14 protein-coding genes are annotated in these 18,472 nt (G+C 41.4%); 10 read left to right on the top strand and 4 right to left on the bottom strand.

Going from position 1 to position 18,472, the window contains the following annotated elements; translation table 11 throughout:
* Window positions 1-67: 67 nt before the first annotated feature.
* Window positions 68-910 (bottom strand): 16S rRNA (cytidine(1402)-2'-O)-methyltransferase, encoded by an 843-nt coding sequence (rsmI, locus tag MST18_RS10805; RefSeq protein WP_078189168.1) that lies wholly within the window; start codon window positions 908-910, stop codon window positions 68-70.
* A gap of 10 nt (window positions 911-920) precedes the next feature.
* Between rsmI and MST18_RS10800 the strand changes: the two genes are divergently transcribed.
* Genes MST18_RS10800 through MST18_RS10785 form a run of 4 tightly spaced genes read left to right on the top strand, consistent with a single transcriptional unit; the run spans window position 921 to window position 3,976 of the window.
* Complete coding sequence (locus MST18_RS10800; protein ID WP_180011993.1) at window positions 921-1,865, top strand: penicillin-binding protein activator; 945 nt, start codon at window positions 921-923, stop codon at window positions 1,863-1,865.
* 46 nt (window positions 1,866-1,911) lie between these two features.
* The gene (locus MST18_RS10795; RefSeq protein ID WP_180133678.1) at window positions 1,912-2,319 is read left to right on the top strand and encodes a YraN family protein; all 408 of its coding nucleotides are present in this window, start codon (window positions 1,912-1,914) and stop codon (window positions 2,317-2,319) included.
* A gap of 60 nt (window positions 2,320-2,379) precedes the next feature.
* Complete coding sequence (locus MST18_RS10790) at window positions 2,380-3,078, top strand: BON domain-containing protein (RefSeq protein ID WP_180133665.1); 699 nt, start codon at window positions 2,380-2,382, stop codon at window positions 3,076-3,078.
* A 25-nt stretch (window positions 3,079-3,103) separates the two neighbouring features.
* Entirely contained in the window at window positions 3,104-3,976 is an 873-nt protein-coding gene (locus MST18_RS10785; RefSeq protein WP_180133664.1) for an alpha/beta hydrolase, read from the top strand.
* Between the two features lie 85 nt (window positions 3,977-4,061).
* Here MST18_RS10785 and nudC read toward each other — a convergent pair whose 3' ends face one another.
* The 3 genes from nudC to dnaQ form a co-directional block, all read right to left on the bottom strand.
* Window positions 4,062-4,835 (bottom strand): NAD(+) diphosphatase, encoded by a 774-nt coding sequence (gene nudC, locus MST18_RS10780; RefSeq protein WP_180011997.1) that lies wholly within the window; start codon window positions 4,833-4,835, stop codon window positions 4,062-4,064.
* Window positions 4,835-6,481 (bottom strand): chemotaxis protein, encoded by a 1,647-nt coding sequence (locus MST18_RS10775; protein WP_180133663.1) that lies wholly within the window; start codon window positions 6,479-6,481, stop codon window positions 4,835-4,837. The genes nudC and MST18_RS10775 overlap by 1 nt, the downstream gene beginning before the upstream one ends.
* Before the next feature lie 128 nt (window positions 6,482-6,609).
* Entirely contained in the window at window positions 6,610-8,013 is a 1,404-nt protein-coding gene (gene dnaQ, locus MST18_RS10770) for a DNA polymerase III subunit epsilon (protein WP_180133662.1), read from the bottom strand.
* 206 nt (window positions 8,014-8,219) lie between these two features.
* Between dnaQ and MST18_RS10765 the strand changes: the two genes are divergently transcribed.
* The 6 genes from MST18_RS10765 (at window position 8,220) to MST18_RS10740 (ending at window position 18,458) form a co-directional block, all read left to right on the top strand.
* The gene (locus MST18_RS10765) at window positions 8,220-11,546 is read left to right on the top strand and encodes a LysM peptidoglycan-binding domain-containing protein (protein WP_180133661.1); all 3,327 of its coding nucleotides are present in this window, start codon (window positions 8,220-8,222) and stop codon (window positions 11,544-11,546) included.
* 26 nt (window positions 11,547-11,572) lie between these two features.
* Window positions 11,573-13,411, top strand: coding sequence for an extracellular solute-binding protein (locus MST18_RS10760; protein ID WP_180133660.1), 1,839 nt, complete (start codon window positions 11,573-11,575; stop codon window positions 13,409-13,411).
* Window positions 13,412-13,444: 33 nt separating this feature from the next.
* On the top strand, window positions 13,445-14,512 hold the full coding sequence (locus MST18_RS10755) for a microcin C ABC transporter permease YejB (protein WP_180133659.1): 1,068 nt from the start codon (window positions 13,445-13,447) through the stop codon (window positions 14,510-14,512).
* A complete protein-coding gene (locus MST18_RS10750; protein ID WP_180133658.1) occupies window positions 14,512-15,525 on the top strand; it encodes an ABC transporter permease in 1,014 nt (337 codons plus the stop codon). The genes MST18_RS10755 and MST18_RS10750 overlap by 1 nt, the downstream gene beginning before the upstream one ends.
* Window positions 15,500-17,101, top strand: a complete 1,602-nt coding sequence (locus MST18_RS10745; RefSeq protein WP_180133677.1) for an ABC transporter ATP-binding protein — start codon at window positions 15,500-15,502, stop codon at window positions 17,099-17,101. Before MST18_RS10750 ends, MST18_RS10745 begins: the two co-directional genes overlap by 26 nt.
* Window positions 17,102-17,213: 112 nt before the next feature.
* Complete coding sequence (locus MST18_RS10740; protein WP_180133657.1) at window positions 17,214-18,458, top strand: NADH:flavin oxidoreductase/NADH oxidase family protein; 1,245 nt, start codon at window positions 17,214-17,216, stop codon at window positions 18,456-18,458.
* Window positions 18,459-18,472 lie beyond the last annotated feature (14 nt).

The following is an 18,472-nucleotide window of genomic DNA, read 5'->3' as shown; positions in this document are numbered from 1 at the left end:
TTGTAAGGAATAGCTTATGGAACCCGTAGGTTCCATAAGCGGTTCAAATTAAAAGAAAAAATTAAGCTTAATCGTTCGCTTGGGTTAACTCTAAAGCACGTTGATAGGCCACTTTCTTTTTAATCCCAGTTAAATCTGCAGCCAATTGAGAGGCAGCTTTAACGGACAAATCTTGAAGTAAACGTGTTAGCAATTTGTCTAACTTTTCTTGCTCTAGGTCTTTTTCTTCGGTGGCACCACCAATCACCAAAACGATTTCGCCTTTTTGCTGATTGTGATCAGATTCGACAAAATGAACCAATTCACCCAAAGACATTTTTTTAATAGTTTCAAATGTTTTGGTAATTTCACGTGCAAAGCCCACAGGACGATCTGCACCAAAGACATTCGACATATCTTTTAGGCAATCCACAATACGGTGCGGCGCTTCATAGATAATCATGGTTTGGGTTTCGTCTTTCAGTTTTTCAAGTGCTAGAAGACGTTGTGACTGTTTAGAAGGTAAAAAGCCTTCGAAACTAAAACGGTCACTGGGTAGGCCGACAGCACTGAGAGCAGCAATGGCAGCACAGGCACCTGGCACAGGAATGACACGAATATTTTTTTCTTGTGCAGCTCGAACCAATTTAAAGCCAGGATCACTGATTAATGGCGTGCCTGCATCACTGATTAGCGCCATATTTTCACCCTTTTCGAGGCGTTCAATCAGCTGGTCTATTTTGTTACTTTCGTTATGGTCGTGGCAGGCGGTTAAAGGTGTATTGATACTAAAATGTTTAAGTAATTGTGCGGAAGTTCGTGTATCCTCGGCGGCAATAATTTTAACCGACTTCAATACCTCAATTGCACGATAACTAATATCATCTAAGTGCCCGATTGGAGTTGCAACAACAAATAACTGAGCACTCATAGGTTTCTCCATGTTGGATAATAAGAACAAAATTTTGGGTCTTTGCCTTTTAAGCAGTCTGTTTACTGCTGCACAGGCAGACGTCTTGGTCATTCTACCTGAATCTGGCCCTATGGCGCGAGCCGCATCCAGTATTAAGCAAGGTTTCAATAGCGCATATCAATCGTCAGACTACAAAGTGCCCATTAAGTTTGTAGATTCAAATCAAAAGCAAATTGCAGCGATATTGAAGCAACAGGTAAATAAAAAAACTCAATTGGTGATTGGCCCTTTAGCACGCCAAGATGTTGAAGCACTTGTAAAAGCAAAGCCTAAAGTCCGCGTGTTGGCTTTAAATGAAACGACGAGCCAAATTCCAAACGTCTGGCAGTACAGTCTATCGAAACGTGATGATGCTTTAGCACTTCAAAAAGTCTTCGAAAAAGACAAATTAGCGCAAGTGTTAGTGTTACGTCAGCCCGCAACTGAGGCAGAACATGAATTACTGCTCATGTCCTTAATCAGCCAAAGTTCAGTACCTATTCAAGTGGTTGAACAACTCCCAACGAAGCTAGACAAAAATCAAGGGGTGCTGTTGCTAGGCAATAATGGATGGATAAACAGTCAAAAAAAACTACCTAAAACAAAACTATATAGCGTCGCCAATGCGATTGAAGCCACAAAGCCCATTCCTGTAGGGCTGAAATTTTGTGATGCACCTGCATTGCATGACGCGCGTTGGCCTGACCTGATCCGAGCTTATGAGGAAAACCCAGTAGATATGCCATATCAACGTCTTTTAGCTTTTGGCGGAGACACATGGCATATCGCAAAACAATATTTGCAAGAACCGAAGTTAAAAAGCATTGAGTTTCAAGGACGAACAGGACTAATCAAAATTAGTCAAAACAATATTCAGCGTGTTCCTCACTGCTATGAGCGAAGTAAAAAAGGCATCGTGGCAATCTCACTTTAGGGATAAAACGATGCAGCTAAACTTAGAGCAGTTGAATTTCGGACAGATGAATCTAGGGCAGTGGGCAGAACTGCAAGCACTGCGTTTGGTTGAGCAGCAAGGCTATGTACAGGTGCAACAGAATTATCATAGTCGTTATGGTGAAATTGATTTGATCGTCGCACGTGGTCAAGAATTGGTATTTATCGAAGTTAAAGCCCGTTCGAATACCCGTTATGCTCAAGCCGTTGAAAGTATCTCTATTCACAAACAACGTAAGATGATGAAGACTGCGTTGCATTTTTTAAATGAACAGTCACATTATCAAAATTATTATTGTCGCTTTGATGCAATTTGTTTTGATTTTTATCAACACTTTGCAAAAACACTACAGCAAGACTTTTCTAAATACCCGTATCATCAGCAATGGATTGAAAATGCTTTTACTTTTGATCAAGAGTTGATTAATCTTTGATAAAACAAACTGTGTAAATGCATAGAAAAATACGTGTGGAAATTTTAGGAGTCGTGCTGAGTGGTTAAGCGTATTGCAATAACGATGCTTTGTGTCGCAAGTTTATCTGGCTGTGCGAGTTTTATTTCGAATGGAACAGGATCAGCACCTGTAGGAACTGAAAGCGGCGCACGCTCATTGGGACAAGTTTTTATTGACTCTTCCATTGTTCGAACAGCAAAAATTAACTTATATAAATTAGATACTCGTTTTAAACAGTCACGTGTCAATATTGAAAGTTTTCATGGCAATGTCTTATTGACTGGGCAAGTGCCAGATAATCATTTGAAAGAATTGGCAGAAGAAAATGTTCGTTCAATGAGTGATGTCAAAACTGTGCATAACTATATTACAGTGGGTAATCAGATCAGCTATAGCACGATCATGCAAGATACTGCGGTCACTGCGAATACCCGTGGTTTGATTATGAAAGCGCCTGTGGTATCTGACAGCAAAGTACACATTCATACTGAAGATGCTGTTCTTTATGTGATGGGCCGTTTAAACAGTGCGGAAATCACAGACTTAAATCAAATCTTGCAACAAGTGGGTAATGTAACGCGAATTGTCACTTTAATCGATAATATTGATCAGAACCCAAATCCACAGGCACGTTCGATTAACTCAAGTTATACCACACCTGCTGTAGGCAATGTGCAACCTGAAGTACAAACCCCAGTTGCGATAGATCCGAATGCTGTCGATCCAAATGCTCAATAAAATGTCGGAATTGATGTTGTAAAATATGAATCAATGGTCTCTGCAACTCCAGCAAAAACTGGAGTTAGCTAAATCCTTATACCGAGATTTTCGGTTGTATGATTTTGGCAGTTATGCCTTAAATCGACTGACACCCAAACAAGGATATCGTGTTCAAAACAATATCCCTTATGGTCTAAAAGCGCGACATCGCCTAGATTTGTATCGCACGTCAGCACCTCGTCAGCAACGTCCACTCATCGTGTTTGTACATGGTGGAGCGTGGATGCATGGTGATAAAAAGGATTATGGGTTCATTGGTGAAGCTTTTGCAAAAGAAGGTTTCGATGTTGCGGTCATCAATTACCATCTCGCACCTGAATATATTTTTCCGGCTTCAATTGATGACCTTAGCCTTGCATTAAACTATTTGACGCAGTCTCAGCATAAGTTGCAGATTGAAGTGGAAAATGTAGTGTTAATGGGACATTCGGCTGGGGCATTTAATGTCATGTCTGCACTGTATCATCCGACGCCATATCAGCTGCAAGTGAAAGAGAATATTCGTGCAATCGTAGGTTTGGCAGGGCCATATCATTTTGACTATAAAGGTGATCCGATTTGTGCAGATGCCTTTGATCAAAATGTACCTTATCAACAAGTGATGCCATATTATTTTGTTGAGCATAATCAAGTGAAGCATTATCTATTCACTGCGGACAAAGACAATATCGTTGGCTATAGCAATAGTGAAGATTTAGATCGTCGATTAAAAGCCTCAGGCAACCACAGTCAGTTGATTCAAATCCCACGTGTTGGGCACATCACGATGATTGGTTCAGTTTCGAGTTTATTTAGTCGCTTCTTTAAAACCAAAGCTGAAATCATGCGTGTACTCGATGAAATTAGTCCACCTTAATGTCTTTGGTTAAATGATTGAAAATAAAAAACCGCCAAGTATGGCGGTTTTTTTATTGCATGATTTATTTACTAAAAATAGCTACTTATAACCATGCTTCGGTGTCATCTGCAACAGCAGACCCATGGATGACATGCATAATCATCGAATGGGCGATACTTCCTTTGAACGGAATTTCAGGTAATGCATCAAATTTAAAGAAAGCCGCATCACTTATTTCTTCTTCTTGTAATTGAAGCTCACCTGAAGCATATTCTGCTTTAAAGGCGATCATTAAATTACTTGGGAAGGGCCAAGGTTGGCTTGCCAAATATTGAATATTTTTGACCTTCAGCCCAACTTCTTCTTCAGTTTCACGACGAACTGCTTCTTCTAGAGTTTCACCCACTTCAACAAAACCTGCGATCAATCCATACATGGCACGGACATTTTTTGCATTTTTTGCCAATAAAATTTCATCTTCGCCACGGGTAATGACGGTAATGACACAAGGATTGACACGAGGGTATTGGTGATAGCCGCAAGCAGGGCAAACCATAGCATATTCTGTGGCGTGGACTTGAGTTGCAGTACCGCAGTGGCTACAAAATTTATGATTACGGCGCCATTCTAAGAGTTGAATAGCACGGCTGGCTTGTTCAAATTGCTGAACATTCCAAAGTTGTAAAAGCTGACGAATAGGGATGAGTTGTAAGCCTTCAGGAATTGGCTCATTTTCAAGTAGATCACGGGCAATCACTTGATCACCCGTGCCAATATTTAAATCACTTGCGAGTTGTTCAACTTCGGGAAGTTGAAAGTTTTCATCGACCAGCAATTGCTGTTGTTTGAAGATATACGCAAGTGATAATTTAGACATTAGGCTGCTGCTGATTTCAGTTTTTCGCTACTGTCCAATGCTACCTTAAACATGCCCTGTAAAACAGGTTGTTTGTTCTTTAAATTGTCAATCAACATATCTGCGCTTGCCAATGAATCTAATGCTTGATTCACTTCGTTTGCTTCAATCGCTGTTGAAGATTCAACTCGTTTCAAAATGAATTGAGCTGTTGAATTCAGCGCATTTTGAGCCGCATCTGCATTGAGGAACAACATCGCACCACCAATTTCACGGAATTGAGTTGCAGTCGCTTCAAGTTGTGTCAAATCTTGGTTTTGTAAATACTGAACCAAAGATTGGCTAGCAGCATCAATTAAAACCTTGGTCTCATTTAACAGAGCAGCGTGTGCTTCATCTAAACGGTCGAGTGAAATATTCATATTATTCACACGAAGTTGTAAGCGGCTAGAAGTGTGATGACGCTCAAGCACACCAATCGAGTTCATGGCAGACAAGATATTGTTCATCAACTGCTGGGCAAAGCTTTCATCTTGTAAAATCTCAGCATTACCTAATGACGCAGCTTGACGCGACAGGTCGTTATACGCTTCATTTAAGTTCAAGACTTTGAAAATATTTGCCAATTCGTTTAATTTCGCTTGAAGTTCTTGGGTTTTTTCAGGCGTCATATTTTGATAGTTAAATTCAATATCATTACGAATTTGCGTCATTTCAGTCGTAACCAATTCACCAATGGTATGCATGGTGTCGAAGTCAGGACCATATAAATGACGACTGAAAACTTGCAATTGGGTGTCGGTAAGAAGGTCTTCACCGATATTTAATTTGCCACGAATATGATGAGAAATGTCATCTTCTTGGCTAATGTTTAGACTTAAGACATTGGCTAAATCAGAAATGGATGCTTTAAAGCGCTCAGTTCCTGCAAAATATTGAGCCATATTGCGCTCAATGCTCACCAAGGTACGTAAGCGAGCATCGGTAATTAAGATTTGATCAATTTGATTAAACGCAACAAAAATCAAGTTCCAATATTGTTTGCTTGGATGTTTGTCTGAAAGACCTGCTAAATACGCACCGACCAATTTAATCGCTTGCAGATCCAGCTCAGTTTCTTCTTGTTTAATCAATTTATTCAACGCCAACTTATACAGACGGTGAACGTATTTTGATTTTTCAAGTGCAGGAGCTTGAGGTAGGTCAAAGTCAGGAGTAATACAATCGAGTAGGGACTCAATGTGCTGGCCTTCCGACGTTAGAGGTTTACCCAAAGACAGTTCTAGACGATTAAGACTGTCCAGCAGGAATTGTGGAATTTTAACTTCACGTAGGCAGATAAATTCGATGTAGCGTTTCAGCATGGTCGTGCCTTCGCTCAGTGCGATGACATCTTGAGTGTTAATTTGCGCAGGATTCCCCATGATCTTGCGCATTAACTCTGCTGAATATTGAGCGATTTTTGCCAAACTTGGCATATCAACTAAAGCTAGTACTTGAGCACATTGTTCAAATTGAATCAGTGCATCATCAATCCCGAAAGGTAAAGTTTGATCTTCAACTAAGGTGCTGACTGCTGATTCGACTAACTTGATTGAGTTATCAACCTCATTTTTTATTATCAGCAAAGCCGTTGGATCAAAATGGATAGAGGTTTGGTAAGACATGTATCTGCACCTTTCCTAGATGTTTTATCTTGTTTATTAACCGCCCCTTAAGGCGGTCCATGTTTATGGTTTTACTATAGCGTATGTAAGAATTGTTTATATACAAAAAGTAACACGAAATTTAGATTTTATTTCGCAAAAAGGCAAGGTGTACCATGTTTTTCTTCAAATTGTTTGACCCATGTCTCATGGGCTTCAAGTTCATCTGCTGAAGGTAAAATCACAGGTAATTCTATTTCAACAGCGGCGCGGGTTTGCGAACCATCTTCATTTTGCGAGTGGGTCAGTGCATCGATATCAAAGGAAACCTGACCGCCCGTCATTGCTAGGTATACGTCAGACAGGATTTCCGCATCGAGTAAGGCACCATGGAAAGTACGGTCACGTTGTGGAATTTCGTAACGACGCACTAATGCATCGAGTGAGTTTTTCTGGCCTGGATGCTTCGCTTTGGCCATAGCCAAGGTATCGGTAACTTCGCAAACTTCAGATAAGGCCACAAAACCGGCACGTTTGAACTCCATATCAAGGAAGTTCATATCGAAGGTTGCGTTATGCGCAATGATTTCTGCGCCTTTTAGATAGTCAAATAAGACATCAGCAATTTCAGCATACAGTGGTTTGTCTTTTAGAAAGTCATCACTGATTCCGTGAATATTTTCAGATTCACCGACAGGTTTTTGCGGGTTGATATAAATATGAATTGAGCTACCGGTCAGTTTGCGGTTAATCATTTCCACTGCACCGACTTCAATAATACGGTCGCCATCTTGGAAATAGAAACCTGTAGTTTCCGTATCCAAAATTAATTGTCGTGGGCCAGATACATCAACTGTTGCTGGTGTAATGACAATCATTGGATGGATTTCACCAGCTTGCTTAGACTGGATAGGGGCAGCTTCATTCAACGTTGAAGCAGTGTCAGTTGCTTGTTGTTCTATCGTAATGTCATCAATCTGCTCTGCGTCAATAGCTGTCTCAGCAGAGATTTCTTCTGCTTCATCCTCGCTATCAGCAAATTCGAGTCCAAACGGATCATTTAATAGCCAGTCAGGTTCAGCTTTTTTTTTAGGTGCTTCAGCTGTAGATGATGCCGCTTGTTTGATGTGTTCGAGGGTTTTTTCAGCGCCTAGATTGGCCAATTGATCAGCCATTTCATTTCCCGGATGGCCTGCATGCCCTTTAATCCAGTTCCATTCAATTTCCCGACCCTGACAAGTTGCATCCAGTAATTTCCACAAATCTGGATTTTTAACATCTTTCCAGTTTTTCTTTTTCCAACCATGAATCCACTCGGTTATGCCTTGTTTGACATAGTTGGAGTCTGTCCAAATAATCAGTTTTGCATCGGACGGACAGTGTTGAATGCCTTCAATTGCAGCAGTCAATTCCATACGGTTATTGGTGGTTTCAGCTTCGCCGCCGCAGAGTTTTTCTTCTCCAGTTTCACGGATGATATAGGCCCCCCAACCCCCTAAGCCAGGGTTGCCTTTACATGCACCATCAACATAAAGCGTGATTGTTTGAGACATAAATCAAATCCGGAGAAAAACAAGCATTCAGAACCGTATATTGTATAACGCAAATGACAGAGAGAAATCCATTTCTGGCGATTTTTTTAATTTCTTGTAACATTTATACTGAAATAGCGTTAAATTAACGCCTTGTGTCTGTGTTCTGCTTCACTACAATGGCATATCTAAAAAATAAATTTTATATGAGTTGTCTGGATTTTTTTATGTATAAATCAACTGCGACTGTCTGGCAGCCTACGTTACCACAAATTTTTAAATTTACAGTCTTGGGTTCTGCGCTCGCAGCTCTTGGTCTGACGGGCTGTTCTTCATCGCAAACGACTAAGCAGAACTCAGCAAGTAAACAAGTTGGCTCAAACTTTCTCGATGCCAATAGTTTAGATTCACTCGAAGATTTACTTTCTGCAACAGACATGCGTGCCGTAGAAGGCGATCGCCTTTTAGTACTTAAGCATGGTGATGTCTGGAAGCGTATGACTGTGGGTTTCAAAATGGATTTGAACCACTGGGATACGCGAATTGAAGCGCAGCGTGGTTGGTTTATTTCACGTCAACCATATATTGATCGTTTAAGTGCGCGTGCGTCCCGTTATTTATATCACACGGTTAAAGAAGCAGAACGTCGTGGTTTGCCGACTGAGTTGGCGTTATTACCAGTGATTGAAAGTTCTTATGACCCAGCAGCAACCTCAAGTGCAGCCGCAGCGGGCTTATGGCAATTTATTCCAAGTACTGGACGTATTTACGGCTTAAAACAAACCTCAATGTATGATGGTCGTCGTGACGTAGTGGAATCAACGCGTGCAGCTTATGAGTTTTTAGGTGCGCTACATAACCAGTTCGGTTCGTGGGAATTGGCTTTGGCTGCATATAATGCAGGGCCGGGCCGCATTCAACAGGCGATTAACCGTAACCGTGCGGCAGGTTTGCCAACGGATTATTGGTCACTAAAACTGCCCCAAGAAACCATGAACTATGTCCCACGTTTCTTGGCTGTTGCTCAAATTATTAAAAATCCAAGTGCTTATGGCGTAAGTTTACCGCCAATTGCCAACCGTCCACACTTTCGTGAAGTGGCTGTAGGGCCTGCAAATTTAAATGAAATTGCATCTATTACCGGTTTAAGCCGTGCAGAACTTTATGCACTAAATCCCGGGCATCGTGGCGATGTGATTGATAGCAGCAGCCCAATGCGGATTTTAATTCCTGCGGATGTGAGTCCATCAGTCGATGCACGTTTGAAAAAATTACAATCAGGTGGTTCATCAGGTTATTGGGCAAGTAATTCAACTTATAACTTACCAAAAAATAATGTTGAAATAACACCGTCACGTGTTACTCCGCCGGAATTAAATAGTAAAACTATTCAGCCTGTAAAAGTGACGCCACCTACGCTGACAGCACAGCCGACTGTGACAGCTTCTGCCAAACCACCTGTAGTCGCTGCAACGGTAACACCGAGTGTTCCATCAGGAACGAAAGGCAAAACGCCAATAGGATCATCTGCTTTGGCTGCTTTTGCATCGAATAGTGATATTCCAAGTGCGCCGCGTATTCCAGTCGCTGTAACACCTTCGACGCCTGTGAAAGCCGTGTCTGTCGAGCCACCACTCAGCGCAAATGAGCGTGAGCAAATCATGGCGGCTATTAAAGCTGAAGGTGAGACCAAAACAATAGATGAGGTATTAAAACCAGTAGCGACCAAAGCAGAACAAGAAGAAGTCGTTCAGGAAATTAAAGCTATTGCGCCGAAGGGCACTGAAATTGTGGATCCTTACGATGGTAAGATTAAGTTAACTGCGATTCAGACCAGTCAGTCAATTGCAGACCAACAAGGTAAAGAACTGACGAAAGGATTCTCTTACCCGAAAAGCGTGGCTGAAAATACAGGTGCAGATTCCGAAGAAGCCAAACGCAACCAAGGTAAAAATGTCATTCGTACAGATTCTGAAATTGTAGTTGTACCACCTAAAGGTAAACGCAGTACTTATACAGTTTTGGCGGGCGACACATTAGCGTTGATCGCGATGAAAAATGGCGTGAATTGGCGTGATATTGCAGCTTGGAACCAAATTTCGCCAGATTCGACCTTGTATGTCGGTACGACCATCTATTTATATGATGCGAAACCGATTGTGCAAAATAATGAAGAATCGAAAGCTAAGCCTATCGCAGATAGCTATGTGGTGAAAGCAAATGACAGTCTTACAGCTGTTGCGAGTCAATTTGGTTTAAGTACGAAGCAACTCGCCGACTACAATGGTTTAACCACCACGAGTGGTTTATATGTTGGGCAGAAATTATCCCTAAAAGAAACGCCTGCATCGAAAGCAAAATTGGAAGCTGACAAGAAAGCCGCTCAAGTTGTCGAAAAATCTGCAAAAGTTCAAACCAAATCCTACACGGTAAAACGTGGTGAATATCTAAAACTCATTGCAGATCGTTATGCGCTGTCAAATCAAGAGTTGGCAGATTTAACAACTGGTTTAACGGCTGGCAGTAGCTTGATGGTGGGGCAAAAAATTAATGTGCCATTACAAGCTGTAGCAGAAGTTGAGAAGCTCGAAAGCAAAGTCGTGAATCGCATTGAAAATGTCAAAGTTGATCCTGCGTATAAAGTTGAAAGCTATAAAGTGCAGCGTGGTGATACGCTTTACAGTATTGCGACGCGGTCAAAAATCAGTTTGTCAGAATTGGCGAGTCTAAATGATATGTCGGTAAATAGTGGGCTGATGGCTGGGCAAAGCATTAAAGTTCCTGCAAGTTCAACTGTTCCGGATACATATGTGGTGCAGTCTGGCGATACACTGACAGGCATTGCTAGTCGCTATGATTTAGGCATGGACTATGTCGCAAATTTAAATGGTATAGAGCGTAGTTCTGGTCTACGCGTTGGGCAGAAATTAAAATTAACAGGTGATGTCGCACCGGTTAAAGTAGAAACCAAAACTGAGGCGACCAAAATTGAAAGCAAAACCAATACACGAACGAATTCTGTTGATGCGACCGATATTCATGTGGTGAAATCAGGTGAAACATTGGGTGTGATTGCGAAGAAATATCATCTTCAATTACGTTATTTAGCTGAATTAAATGGCCTAAATACCAATAGTGCGATTCGTGTAGGGCAGCGTTTAAAAGTAGATGGTGAACTACCTGCTGATGTAGCTAGTAAAGCAACTGAAACCAAAAAAACGGAAGCTAAATCCTCTACGAGCAATGTGAAACCAACAAATACTGAAAGCTATACTGTGAAATCAGGCGAGTCTTTAAATTCGATTGCTAGTCGGACAGGTTTAACTGTGGCAGCATTGGCTGAATTAAATAACTTGAACCCCCGTGCAGGACTGCGTGTCGGTCAAAATTTACAAGTCCCTAAAACTATCAGTGAATACCGTATTAAACGCGGCGATACATTGATTGGTTTAGCAAGCCGTTATGGACTTGATACATCAAAACTTGCTGAAATGAATGATATACAACCGTCTGCTCAGTTACGTATTGGTGAAGTCATTAAAGTACCAAACTGAGTCCAAACATTAAGGAGTTAAGTTGAATGTATTCTGCTTCAACTTCGCGTTACGTGTTTGGTGTGACTTTGAGCATACTTTCAACAGGGGCGTGGGCTGCGTTGCAGACCACGCCTTTTCTTGCCATACATAGTAGCCCTCAATATCATCAATTACAGGCAATGCCCTATGCCAATCCTCTTGCCAATAAAGGGGGATATATCACGACCTCGAGTATTGGGAGTTTTGATAATTTAAACAGCATGAATGGAAAAGGGCGTTCTGTTGAAGGTATCAATTATCTTTTTGATAGCTTGATGAGTTCATCTTTAGATGAACCGGGTGTGATGTATCCATTGCTTGCCGAAAAGGTGACATTTGACCCGAAAAAAACTAATTTTGTTATTTTTCATTTAAACCCAAAAGCACGGTTTAGTGATGGTTCTGAACTCACTGCTGAAGACGTTAAATTTAGTTTTGATACCTTTCAAACTAAATCAAATCCCGGTCTACAAATGTACTTAGCGGATTTGGACAAAACAGATGTTTTATCTAAATATCAGGTGAGGATGAGTTTTAAATCTGGTCATAATACTGATATGCCCATGATTTTGGCGCAAATGCCGATTTATTCCAAAAAAGATTGGGCAAAAAAAGATTTTACTCAAATTACATTGCAGCCCATATTAGGCTCAGGCCCTTACACGATTGAGACGATCGATGCAGGTAGGAGTATTCGCTACAAGCGCAATCCTGAGTATTGGGGGCAGAACTTAGCTGTTAATCGTGGTCGATATAATTTTAACCATCTGAAATATGTATATTACCGCAGTCCTGACATTGCCTTTGAAGGCTTTAAAGCAGGTCAATTTACGTTATATGAGGAAAAGACTGCACGAAATTGGGTGGGAGCGTACAATTTTCCTGCTTTTAAAGACGGTAAAATTGTCAAATATCGCTTTAAACATGAACGACCGATTCCTACAAAAAGTCTCGTATTTAATACTCGTCGTGCGCCATTTAGTGATATTCGCTTTCGACAAGCGTTAACCTATGCTTATGATTTTGAATGGCAAAATAAAGCATTATTTTATGGGCAGTATCAGCGTTTGCAGAGTTATTTTAGTAATAGTGTGCTAGAAGCGAAGGGGAAACCCTCTATCCAAGAGTTGGATATTTTAAAACCGATGTTATCGCAACTTGATCCTATTCAAAGACAGGGGGTCTTATCCAATTGGCAATATCCCGTTTCTGATGGCAGTGGATTTAATCGAAAAAATCTGCTGCATGCACGCCAACTGTTATTGAATGCGGGTTATCGTTATCAAGACGGCAGATTGGTGGATGCAAAATCTCGGCTTGTGAAATTTGAACTTTTGATTCAGCAACAAGCTTTGCAGCGAACCTTAATGCCATTTATACGAAATTTGAAACGTTTAGGTATTCAGGTGTTATTACGACAAGTCGATGGACCGCAATACACCGAGCGGATGCGAAATATTGACTTTGATATGATCGTGGATGAAATGCCTCAATCGCTCACTCCAGCGGGTGAGCAAGCTCAACTTTGGGGCAGTCAAGCAGCTGACCAAGTGGGTAATTATAATTACGCAGGGATTAAAAATCCTGTAATAGATCAGCTCATTCAACAGGTGATCAATGCTCCAAATCGGGAGGAATTGATTATTTGTACGCGTGTTTTAGACCGCCTGCTTAGAGCGGGTTATTATCAAATTCCAATGTTTGGGCAAAGTGAAAACTGGTTTGCCTATTGGCATATGTATAAGCAACCTTATGTCAAACCTAAACTTTCTGTAGGGATTGACTATTGGTGGAGTGATGCAGCTAAAGCCAAGCAAATAACACAATATCTACGGCAGCAATAAATACACCTGAATGACTAGGAATGTGAAAGCAACATGGGCACATATATATTAAAGCGTTTGCTCCTGATTATTCCGACGTTGTTTTTCATTTTATTGATTAACTTTGTGGTAATTCAGCTTGCTCCGGGTGGGCCAGTTGAGCAAGCAATTCAGCAAGCCGAAGCTTTTCAGGGTATTGGGACAACGAGCGGTGGCGAAACGGCAACGTCTAGCATCAAATATCAAGGTGCCAAAGGCTTAAGTGAAGAAATGGTGGCAAAAATCGAGGCACAATATGGTTTCGATAAACCATTATTCGAACGTTTTTGGCTCATGTTAAAGGGCTATGTAACGCTAGATTTTGGTACCAGTTTTTTTAAAGATAAGTCTGTGACTCAGCTGCTTTGGGAAAAGCTGCCTGTATCCTTATCCCTTGGCTTATGGAGTACCTTGCTGATCTATATGGTGTCTATTCCTTTAGGCATTAAAAAAGCCCGTCAACATGGTCTGTTATTTGATAAAAGTACGTCTATTTTATTGGCTATCGGCTACGCCATTCCTGCTTTTGCCTTTGCCATTTTACTCATTGTCTTTTTTGCAGGTGGTTCATATTTTCAGTGGTTTCCTCTACAAGGTTTAGTTTCAGAGAATTTTGCTGAGTTAAGTGTATTTGGCAAAATTGCAGATTATTTTTGGCATATGGTGTTGCCTTTGTTTGCTATGGTAATTGGTGGTTTCGCTGGCTTAACTTATCTGACCAAATACTCTTTTATGGAAGAATTAAATAAGCAATATGTTCTTGCTGCTCGTTCTAAAGGTTTGACCGAATCACGTGTGCTGTATGGGCATGTATTTCGTAATGCAATGCTCATTGTCATTGCTGGTCTGCCAGAAGCCTTGATCGGCATCTTCTTTGTGGGAAATCTATTTATTGAAATTATTTTCAATTTAGATGGTCTGGGATTGTTGGGGTTTGAAGCCATCGTACAGCGCGATTATCCAGTCATTTTTGGCACCTTGTTTATTTTTACCTTGATAGGGCTGATCTTAAGATTAATCAGCGATGTCATGTATCAAATGATTGATCCACGAATTAATTTTGATTCGCAGGGGGCAAAATAATGTCTCCAATCATGCAAGCGCGTTTTCAACGTTTTAAAGAAAATAAATTAGGCTTTACATGCTTTATCAGCTTTGCCCTGATTTTTATATTGTCCCTAGCTGTCGAGTTTATTGCCAATGATAAACCGCTCTTGGTTAAATACGATGATTCTTTATATGTGCCCGTATTGAAAAGTTATCCAGAAACCGCTTTCGGTGGGGTATTTGAAACTGAGGCAGATTATAAAGATCCTGTTGTTCAGCAACTGATTGAAGATAAAGGTTGGGCGGTATGGCCACTGATTCAATTTTCCTATCAAACACCAAATTTAGAACTGGCTGTACCTGTACCATCTGCACCGACTGCACAAAATTGGCTCGGTACCGATGACCAAGGACGTGATGTGCTCGCACGTATTTTATATGGATTACGTGTGTCGCTCCTGTTTGGCTTTGCATTAACCTTCGCTTCAGCCATATTGGGCATCATCGTTGGGGCGATACAGGGCTATTATGGTGGCTGGCTGGACCTCATTGGTCAACGAATTTTGGAAGTCTGGGGTGGACTCCCGATGCTATTCATGGTGATGATTTTGGTCAGCATGTTTACGCCGAGTGTGTATTGGCTCTTTGTCATTATGCTGTTGTTTGGTTGGCCCACCTTAGTTGGCTTGGTTCGTGCAGAGTTTTTACGGGCGCGTAATTTTGACTATGTACGTGCAGCACGGAGTCTTGGCGTTACAGATAGTACGATTATGTTTCGGCATATCTTACCAAATGCGATGAGTTCGAGTTTGTCACAGCTACCTTTCATGCTTACGGCAAATATTACGGCACTCACAGCCTTAGATTTCTTAGGTTATGGCTTACCGCCTGATGCAGCGTCATTAGGTGAGTTATTGCTTCAAGGGAAAAATAATCTGAATGCACCATGGTTGGCCTTGTCGGGATTCTTTACCTTAGCGATCGTGCTGTCTTTATTGATTTACATTGGGGAGGCGACACGTGATGCATTCGATCCTAGACGTCAATAATCATCAAGTTAATGTACCTCCCATCGTATTAGCGGTTGAACATTTACATATTTCACATGCAGCACAGGTCTTGGTTGAAGACCTGAATTTTAAATTGCATGCAGGTGAAACGTTAGCCATTGTTGGAGAAAGCGGTTCAGGTAAATCGATTAGCAGCCTAGCTATACTCGGTTTGTTGCCAAGTGATCTGCAGGTCACAGGCAGCGTCAGCCTGAATGGACAAAATATTCTTGGACTGAGTCCTGAGCAGCACCGAAACATTCGTGGACAGAAAATTGCCATGATTTTTCAAGAGCCGATGACGGCCTTAAATCCCTTACATCGTGTGGAAAAGATTGTTGGTGAGTCACTGTTGTTACAGGGTTGGTCGAAGGCAAAAACACGACAGAGGGTTATAGAATTATTAAATGATGTGGGTATTCCGGATGCTGAAGATAAATTAAGACGCTATCCACATGAGTTATCAGGCGGGCAGCGACAACGTGTCATGATTGCTATGGCATTGGCCTTAGATCCTGATATTTTAATCGCTGATGAGCCAACCACGGCTTTAGATGTCACTTTGCAAGCGCAAATCTTAAATTTATTAAAGTCGCTACAACAGCAGCGTAATATGGCGATGATATTAATCAGCCATGACCTGAATTTGGTCAAGCGCTATGCTGAACATGTGATTGTGATGAATCGTGGACAAGTGGTGGAGCAAGGTGGTGTTCAGGAAATTTTTGAGCAGCCGAAGCAGGCGTATACCAAAAATTTATTAGACCATGATTTTGGTGTAGCAATACAGGTTTCGCAAACGCAAACACTTTTAGAATTACGCCAGTTAGGAGTGAAGTTTCCAGTCAAACAAGGTTTATTGAACCGCATCAAAAATTATGTCATTGCGGTAGAAGCTTTGGATTTAATAGTGGCTGAAGGTGAGTCGATCGGTATTGTTGGAGAGAGTGGTTCTGGGAAAAGCTCCCTAGCATTGGCTATTGCTCGGCTCATAGAAAGTGATGGCGAAATTATGTTAAATCAACACGCCATCAATCAACTTTCAGAAAAACAGCTCAGACCCTTACGCCGTGAATTTCAAATCGTCTTTCAAGATCCATTCAGTAGTTTAAATCCACGGCTCAATGTAGAGCAAACCATTGGCGAAGGTTTGGCCTTACAGCATTTATCTGCAAATGAAATTGTACAGCGTATAGATGAAGCTTTGCAGAAAGTTGAATTAGCCAGCTCGTTTAAGCAGCGTTATCCGCATGAGTTATCCGGTGGGCAACGACAGCGAGTTGCCTTGGCACGTGCGCTGGTTTTACGTCCTAAATTATTGATACTCGATGAACCCACATCGGCACTAGATCGGACGACACAAAAAGCCATTGTGAAGCTACTACGGCGTTTGCAGCAAGAATTTAATATGAGTTATTTATTTATTAGTCACGATTTACACGTGGTCAAAGCCCTGTGTCAAAAAGTGTTGGTACTGCGCCATGCCAAAGTCATGGAATTTCAAGACACCGCAGATCTATTTGTGCGACCACAAACGGACTATACCCGTAAATTAATTGAAGCCAGCCAATACTAAAATCAAACTTATGGATATTTTGACAAGTGTCATTGTCAAAATATCCTTGACCTTTAGAAAATAATAATTAGAGTAAATACTCAGGACTTGTTATTTCATTTTGGACATTGCCATGAGCCATTTAGCTGAAAGCTTTAAAATTCGTAATACCACATTTAAAAATCGCATCATTAAAGGTGCAATGAGTGAAGCATTGGCCAATACCGCAGGCCAACCCAATCACTTACATTTTGGATTATATGAAGCTTGGGCGAAGGGTGGTTTAGGCTGTGCCATTACCGGTAATGTCATGGTGGATTTCCGTGCTAAAAATGAGCCGGGGGTTGTTGTCGCTGAAACTGAGCGTGATTTAGCACAGTTAACACAGTGGGCTGAGCTAGGCAAGAAGCACGGCATGGTGCAATTGGTTCAACTTTCACATCCTGGCCGCCAATGTCCTAAAGGTTTAAATAAAGAAACGGTTGCACCATCTGCTGTGCCATTTAGCCCGATGTTAGCTACAACATTTGGCACACCGCGCGAACTTCGTGAAGATGAAATTTTAGATATCATTCAGCGTTTTGCACGTGCTGCACACATTTGTGAAAAGGCAGGCTTCGAAGGCGTGCAATTGCATGGTGCGCATGGTTATTTAATTAGTCAGTTCTTGTCGCCACTGACTAATAAACGTCAAGATCAGTGGGGTGGTTCAAATGAAAATCGCATGCGCTTTTTGCTTGAAATCTATAAGGCAGTTCGTGCAGCGACGACCGATGATTTTATCATTTCGGTCAAACTCAACTCTGCTGATTTCCAACGCGGCGGAATTAGCGAAGCAGATGTGATTGAGGTCTTTAAAGCAATAGATGCCGCAGGGATTGATATGATTGAAATCTCGGGCGGTTCCTATGAAGCGCCAGCGATGGCGGGTGCTAAAGAAGAAAAACGTAAAGCCAGTACCATTACTCGTGAAGCTTATTTCCTCGATTTTGCGGACAATATCCGTAAAGAAGTGAAATGCGCGTTAATGGTTACCGGTGGGTTTAGAACCGTGCAAGGCATGAATGCTGCACTAGACAGTGGAGCTTGTGATTTTATTGGTATTGCACGTCCTTTCGCTGTAGAAGTCGATTTGGCTGATCGTTTATTGTCGGGGCAGGATGTTCGTTACGGCGTAGACAAAATTAAAACTGGCATACCAATGATTGATAAAATGGCGATTATGGAAATTATTTGGTACGCCGCTCAGTTTAAATCGATTGGTGAAGGCAAACAGCCAAATCCTAAACTTTCACCGTTAAAAGTGTTTTTTAAATATCTCAAAGGAAATTTAACCGCGGTCATTAAAGGGCAAGTCAATTCACGTAAGTCGGCTTAATCAATCATTGAATT

It is taken from the genome of Acinetobacter sp. YH12068_T, from assembly GCF_024606005.1.
Taxonomy (GTDB): Bacteria; Pseudomonadota; Gammaproteobacteria; order Pseudomonadales; family Moraxellaceae; genus Acinetobacter; species Acinetobacter amyesii.
The sequence above is the reverse complement of the archived record's forward strand: the minus strand, read 5'-3'. Positions and strand labels throughout refer to the sequence as shown.